The organism is candidate division KSB1 bacterium, from assembly GCA_034505495.1.
Lineage (GTDB): Bacteria > Zhuqueibacterota > Zhuqueibacteria > Residuimicrobiales > Krinioviventaceae > Fontimicrobium_A.
In genome coordinates this window covers 43,811-50,613 of sequence record JAPDQV010000028.1, presented here as the reverse complement: position 1 = coordinate 50,613, position 6,803 = coordinate 43,811, and the positions used below count along the sequence as shown (strand labels likewise).

The following is a 6,803-nucleotide window of genomic DNA, read 5'->3' as shown; positions in this document are numbered from 1 at the left end:
CGGCAAGACCTTTGCCGCCTATCAACTCGCCAAGCGCATGGGCTGGAAGAAGGTGCTCGTGCTCACCTTCAAGCCCGCCGTGCAAAGCGCCTGGGAAGAAGACCTGCGCACCCATGTGGATTTCGGCGGCTGGCAGTTCATCAAGCCCGGCGGCCTCACCTACGAACAAGCCGACAAAAGCAAGCCCATCGTCTGCTTCGGCTCGTTTCAGGACTACCTGGGGCGCAACCCCAGCACGGGCGGCATCAAGACCAAAAACGAATGGGTGCACGCCACCCATTGGGATTGCGTCATTTTCGACGAATACCATTACGGTGCCTGGCGTGAGAAAGCCAAAGACTTGTTTGAAGCCGAAGATGATGAAGAACGCAAAGCCGCCGAGGGTGAAGCCGTGGATTATTTTGACGAGGAGATCCTGCCCATCACCTCCGACCATTACCTGTATCTTTCCGGCACGCCTTTCCGCGCCATCGCTACCGGCGAATTCATTGAGGAACAGATTTACAACTGGACCTACTCCGACGAACAACGCGCCAAAGCCGAGTGGGACGAGGCGCAAGGCCCCAACCCCTACGCCGCCCTGCCGCGCATGGTGCTTTTGACCTATCAACTGCCGGAGGAGATCCGTCTAATTGCCTTGCAGGGCGAATTCAACGAGTTTGACCTAAATGTGTTCTTCTCTGCCGAGGGCGTTGGCAATCGGGCAAAGTTCAAATACGAAAATGAAGTGCAGAAGTGGCTGGATTTGATTCGCGGCGCCTATCTGCCTGCCAGCGTGGATGATTTGAAACTGGGACGCGACCGCCGCCCACCTTTGCCATATTCGGACGTGCGTCTGCTGAGCGCACTCTCTCACACTCTATGGTTTCTACCCAGCGTGGCCGCCTGCTATGCCATGCGCAACTTGTTGGCGCAGCGGCAAAACAAGTTCTACCATGACTATAAGGTCATTGTTGCGGCAGGGGCCTCTGCCGGAATCGGCCCAAAAGCCTTGCCTCCCGTGCTGCAGGCGATGGGTAATCCGTTGGAAACAAAGACCATCACCCTCACCTGCGGCAAGCTGACCACCGGCGTCACCGTGCGTCCCTGGACGGGCCTCTTTATGCTGCGCAACACCTCCAGCCCGGAAACCTACTTCCAGGCCGCTTTTCGCGTTCAAAGTCCCTGGACGCTCCAAAACCCCGACGGGCTTTCGCCCAATGAGGAACTCATTCTCAAGCCGGAATGCTACGTCTTTGACTTTGCCCCTGACCGCGCCCTGCGCCAGATTGCCGATTACAGTTGCCGGTTGAACGTCAATGAGGACGACCCGGAGAAGAAAGTCGAGGAGTTCATCCACTTCCTGCCGGTGCTGGCCTACGACGGCAGTTCCATGCGCCAGATAGACGCCGCCGGCGTGCTGGAGATGGCCATGAGCGGCACCACCGCCACCCTGCTCGCCCGGCGCTGGGAAAGTGCCCTCCTGGTTAACGTGGATAACGACACCCTGCGGCGGCTGATGTCCAATGAGCAGGCCATGCAGGCCCTGATGAGCATCGAGGGCTTCCGCAACCTGAATCAGGACATCGAGACCATCATCAACAAATCCGAAGCGGTCAAAAAAGCCAAACGCGAAGCCAATGATCGCGAACTTACACCGCAGGAAAAGCGGCAGCTCACTGAAGAGGAGAAAGAATTTAAGAGTAAGCGCAAAGAAATTCAAGAAAAACTCATCAAATTTGCCACGCGCATTCCCATTTTCCTGTACCTCACCGACTACCGTGAGCGTACTTTACGCGATGTTATCACGCAATTAGAGCCGGGCTTATTTAAGCGCGTCACCGGCCTGAGGGTGCAGGACTTTGAACTGCTGGTCAGCCTGGGGCTGTTCAACAGTGCCTTGATGAACGACGCTGTGTATAAATTCAAGCGCTACGAAGACCCCAGTCTGGTGTACATGGGCATCAACCGGCATGAAGGGGAAGATATGGGCCTCTGGGACACCGTGCTGCGGCGTGAGGAATATGAGGATACATTTCTCAATCAGGCGACAGAGTCCTAATGACTCATGATATAACATGAGAAGAAAAAGAGGCAGAAAACGCCGGCAAACGGCCGGTGCTTTTCCCGTCAAAATATAGGAGAGGCAGTAATGGCTTATGTCAGAAAAACTCTGACGATTGAACAAAAAGAAGAGTTGTTGAGAACTTTGAGCCGACGGTTTGCCGAAAACATGCGCCGCCATCTCGGAATCCTATGGGAAGAAGTGCAGGCGAAGATAGAAGCGCATCCGGAAAAGCTGTGGTCGCTCTATGAGATGGAGAGAACCGGCGGCGAGCCGGATGTCATCGGCCTAGATCCCAAAACCGGCGAGTTTTTGTTTTGTGATTGTTCGGTGGAAAGTCCCAAAGGCCGACGAAGCCTCTGTTACGACCGCGCTGCACAAGAGGCTCGGAAAGAATTCAAGCCGGAAAATAATGCGGTCGATATGGCCGCCGCCATGGGTATAGAACTATTGACGGAAGAACAATATCGGCAGCTGCAGAATCTGGGTCAATTTGATAGCAAAACCTCGAGCTGGGTAAAGACACCCGAGGCGATTCGAAGGCTCGGCGGCGCGCTATTTTGCGACCGTCGTTACGATACGGTGTTTGTCTACCACAACAGCGCCGAATCCTATTATGCCTCAAGGGGGTTTCGGGGGATGGTGAGGATTTAAACTAAATGCAGCACTAAACTGTAAATTAGATGTTTACCTTGTAAAACGCCAAATAATTTAAAAAGACAGCAAAACATTCAAAGCTTTTGCCCTTTATTGAGTCTCCCGCAGCCTTGAACCGAAAAGCGAGATATTGCAGAGAAACTGTAAATAAGAATAGCAATGAAACCGCTGATAAACGCGAATACACACCAATTTAGCAGCCAAAATCTCTTTCTATTGGCGTCCATTCGCGTCCCTTAGCGGATAAAACAGAGATTTCGAATCATCTTTCGTACCGGCAATCAAATGCTTGACCTATTGCCCAAGGCTATAAAAATTGTCAGGCCGGCGCTTAGCTTCCAAGCGCCCAGGCTGGAATGGAAACGCATGGTAAGGTCAATGTGCCGCGAAGGAAATGAATAAGGGAACCGCGAATGAACGCTGATATACACGAATCTAAAAATTGGAAAAAATTATTATTCGCGTCCATTAGTGGTTTGAAATATACAAAAGGCAAGCGGCGCCCGATTCAGGCGCCGCTTTGCGTTTTTTCTTGGCGGGAAAACTTATTTGGGCAGGGCGGTCATGGCAAAGACCATGACGAACAGCGCGACGGTTTCGATGACGCCGACCACCATAATATAGTTGCCGAAGCCTTTGCCGGTTTCCGCCAATGCGTCGGCGGCTTTGGCGCCGATTTTACCCTGGAAGAACGCCGAAAGTCCGATGGCCAACCCGCAGACGGCGCCGAGAAGCACCTGCCAGGGGTACGACTCCGGCGGCATGTTGGCCGCCTGAATGGCGTTGCGCAAAATCATGCCATAGATGGTCTGCGACAACGGCGCACCGACAAACGCCACCAATATAAAGGGCGCCGCTTTATTGGCGGCAAACGCCTTTTTCCATGCACCGACTGCAGCCATACCGGCCACGCCGATGCCCAATGCCGAACCGCAGGCTCCCAAAGCCAGCGATAAATTCATGTCACCCAAGCCTTCGATCATATCATTTCCTTTCTTTATTAACGGCAATTTTATTTATTTACTCTGAGAAAGGCCGATAAGCCTTGCCCGACCACTCCTGTCCCAAATGACCGGAAAACTCGAGCAGATTCAGGCGCACGCCGTGCACCAGCACCGACATCATACCGAGGACGATGTTGAGTCCGTGGCCGAAAACCAGCACCAGCGGCGCCACAATCCCCCCCGCCATATCGTTGAAGCTGCTCGCCACCGTCACCGTGGCAATGCCGACGGCAAACAAACGAATGTACGATACGATGTCGCTGAAACAGCCGATGACGCTCAACGGCAGGTTGCCCAGCGAAATAAGGAATCCTTTGATAAAATTCTTTTGAAAGTTGGCAAACGACGCCACCAGCAGCACACCGGCGATCAACAAATAGATCGCAAATTTCGGCATGGGATTGTTCAGGATGAGCTTGTTGGCGACGAAAAAGACGCACCAGAGAATCAATGCCCAGCCCAAATCTGCGATGGCCGTCGGCGAAGGCAGCTTTTTGGCTGCCGCGATCAGGCGCGCCGCGGTCAAATGCACCACGCCGATGATGAAGGTGAACTTCATCATGAACGCCTGCGCATCCTTGGCCGGATTAAAGCTGTACATCTTTTCGATGATGAACGGCTTTAAAAAGGGCAGCTCGCTGATCGCCTTGGAACCGAACCATGTTCCGGTGATCAATCCCCAAACAATGGTGCCGATGCTCAGCACGAAGAACAGAGTGAACGGCTCGCTCGGCGCGGTTTTGAATTTCCGCCGCGCCCAGATCGTGCCTGCCAAAAAGATCAGTCCGTAGCCCGCGTCGCCGATGATCATGGCATAAAAGAGGCTGAAGAACAGTAAAAAGATCCAGCTGATGTCGTGCTCATGATAGCCGGGGTAAGTACCCATAAAGTCGAACAGCGGCTGGATGATGCGGATCGGCTTTTTGTTGCGCAGCAGCGTCGGCACTTCGGCCGGGTCATCGGGATCGGCAATAAAATACGCCCATCCCTCCTGATCAGCCGCCGCTTTGATGCGGTCGACTTGATCGTATGGGCAGAATCCCTGAATAAAAGCAAACTGCTCGGCTTCTCCCATGCCCGCCAGTACGCTGTGGAATTCGAGCTGCTTTTTGAGTACCGCCATGCGCGTATGAATGGCTTCGCGGTAAGGAGCCAGCGATTCCAGGGTCGAGGCGATCCGTCGAAGCTCTTCTTCATTCGCAGCGAGGCGCGCTTCGAGATCCGTCACTTCGACCTCCGGCATCCGCTGCTCGGGCAAGTCGAGCCTTTCTTCCGGCGAGCGCGCGATAAAAGCGATCAAAATGCCTTCCTTGCTTTGCGCCACCGGAATGACCTGCTCCTGCGGAAGCGTCTTGAACGCCGCCTGATCGCAGCGGTAAAAGCGCACATAGATGCCGCCCTCTTCGAGCTTTTTCAGGGAAGCCAAAGAGACGCGTCCCCAAGTTTGGAACCAGCGGTAGGCTTCGCGCTTTTCCGCCAGTTCCGCCGTCAGGGCATCGCGACGCTGGACTAGACCGATGACCTGTTCGACCAGATCTTGCGGCGCTTCGCCTTGAGCCTTCTCTACTTTATAATCGGCAAGGAGAAATGCCGCCTTTTCGGCGTTGCTCAACTCCGCCTGCAGGCGATAGACCTCTTCGGATGTGGGCGGCCGTAAGGCCTGCACGTGCAGTACGCCCAGCCGCCGCAGCGAATTGACGGCTTTGGTGCGTTCGCGCGTGCTGACCAGCAAGGTCACTTTTTTCATTGGAACGATCATACTTGCGCCTGCAGCTCCTTTTTGCGTTCGATTTTCTTTTTCGCGATTTTGCCGCGCACCACTTCGGCGGTCATCTGATCGCCGAGGGCAATCTGAATGACGCGGATGTTTTCACGCGCTTCGGGAATCTTGATCTCCTCAAAGAGCTTGATGCGCTGGATGGTGGTGCGCAGTTCCTGCTCGATGAGCGCCTTTTGCTTCAGCAGAATCTGCTGCTCGGCCAATCGGCGAATCTGTTCTTTAACCGCCTCGATGCCGTAATCGATCCACAGGGGCGTTTCCAGGAAATCGTACGGCACTTCGTCGAACAACACATCTTGAAACAACGGAATATCGATGCCGGCAATGTTCCCTTCGCCGGTGAGAATTTCGCGCACCTGCACATAGTCGTGCAGATTGATCGACTCGTCGCCGTAGAGATCCACCCACTGCTCGATCTGCCGCGTCATGCGGTCGATCTCGGCCTGCAGTTCGTCGACCTCCTTCTGCACCCGCTGGATTTCCATCAGCAGCTGTTTCTTTTTCAGCTCCAGCGTCGGCAGATAGCGCATAAAGCGCTTCAGCGCATCCTTCTGCGCCTTCAGCTCGTTTTTCGTCAGCTTGATTTTGGCCATAGGCCTATGCCTCTACTTGCTCTTTTTTCGGCCAAAATTCTTTAATCAGCTCGGTGCGGAAACCGGTCTCCTCCGGCTTGAAGCACTGCGCCAAAATCGACCAGCCGCGGTCCAGCGCCTCTTCCAGGGGGATGTTGACGCGCAGGTCCATCATCTGCGATTCGAACAGCTCGCCGTATTTGATCAGCTTTTCATCCCAGGCGCTCATCCGGAAGCCCATGGAGCGCTTTTCCAGGGTTTCGAGATATTGCGCGTAAAGCTGAATCATGCCGTCCATGATGGCGCGGTGATCCTTACGGGTCTTGTTGTTGACCAGCTGTTTGAGGCGGCTGAGCGAACCAAACGGCTCGATGCGGCCGTTGCGCAGATAAAACTGGCCTTCGGTAATGTAGCCGGTGTTGTCCGGCACCGGATGCGTCACGTCGTCTCCCGGCATGGTGGTGACGCCGAGGATGGTGATGGCGCCCGCGCCTTCAAAGTCGACCGCTTTTTCGTAGCGGGCGGCCAGCTGCGAGTAGAGATCGCCCGGGTAACCGCGGTTGGACGGCACCTGCTCCATAGTGATGGCGATCTCTTTGAGGGCGTCGGCAAAGTTGGTCATGTCGGTGAGCAGCACGAGCACCTCTTTGCCGGCAATGGCGAACTTTTCGGCCACGGCCAGCGCTAAATCCGGTACCATCAGGCCTTCGACGATCGGCTCGGAAGCCAAATGGATGAAAAAAATC

6 protein-coding genes are annotated in these 6,803 nt (G+C 54.6%); 2 read left to right on the top strand and 4 right to left on the bottom strand.

Annotated elements, in window-relative coordinates:
• Positions 1-2,041 (top strand): restriction endonuclease (locus ONB24_11170; GenBank protein MDZ7316677.1); only part of this gene is annotated, 2,041 nt, incomplete at its 5' end.
• 90 nt (positions 2,042-2,131) lie between these two features.
• Positions 2,132-2,698, top strand: coding sequence for a DUF4256 domain-containing protein (locus ONB24_11165; protein ID MDZ7316676.1), 567 nt, complete (start codon positions 2,132-2,134; stop codon positions 2,696-2,698).
• A 548-nt stretch (positions 2,699-3,246) separates the two neighbouring features.
• Here the strand turns inward: ONB24_11165 and ONB24_11160 are convergent.
• The 4 genes from ONB24_11160 to ONB24_11145 all read right to left on the bottom strand — a co-directional run.
• The gene (locus ONB24_11160) at positions 3,247-3,684 is read right to left on the bottom strand and encodes a V-type ATP synthase subunit K (GenBank protein MDZ7316675.1); all 438 of its coding nucleotides are present in this window, start codon (positions 3,682-3,684) and stop codon (positions 3,247-3,249) included.
• Between the two features lie 37 nt (positions 3,685-3,721).
• Complete coding sequence (locus ONB24_11155) at positions 3,722-5,464, bottom strand: hypothetical protein (GenBank protein MDZ7316674.1); 1,743 nt, start codon at positions 5,462-5,464, stop codon at positions 3,722-3,724.
• The gene (locus tag ONB24_11150) at positions 5,461-6,078 is read right to left on the bottom strand and encodes a V-type ATP synthase subunit D (protein ID MDZ7316673.1); all 618 of its coding nucleotides are present in this window, start codon (positions 6,076-6,078) and stop codon (positions 5,461-5,463) included. The genes ONB24_11155 and ONB24_11150 overlap by 4 nt, the downstream gene beginning before the upstream one ends.
• 4 nt (positions 6,079-6,082) lie before the next feature.
• On the bottom strand, positions 6,083-6,803 hold a 721-nt coding region (locus tag ONB24_11145), incomplete at its 5' end, for a V-type ATP synthase subunit B (GenBank protein ID MDZ7316672.1).

What these genes read in the sequence shown, in the direction of transcription:
- ONB24_11165 (MDZ7316676.1), top strand. Translation starts at nt 2,132, where the DNA reads ATGGCTTATGTCAGAAAAACTCTGACGATTGAACAAAAAGAAGAGTTG.
- ONB24_11150 (MDZ7316673.1), bottom strand. Translation starts at nt 6,078, where the DNA reads ATGGCCAAAATCAAGCTGACGAAAAACGAGCTGAAGGCGCAGAAGGAT.
- ONB24_11160 (MDZ7316675.1), bottom strand. Translation starts at nt 3,684, where the DNA reads ATGATCGAAGGCTTGGGTGACATGAATTTATCGCTGGCTTTGGGAGCC.
- ONB24_11155 (MDZ7316674.1), bottom strand. Translation starts at nt 5,464, where the DNA reads ATGATCGTTCCAATGAAAAAAGTGACCTTGCTGGTCAGCACGCGCGAA.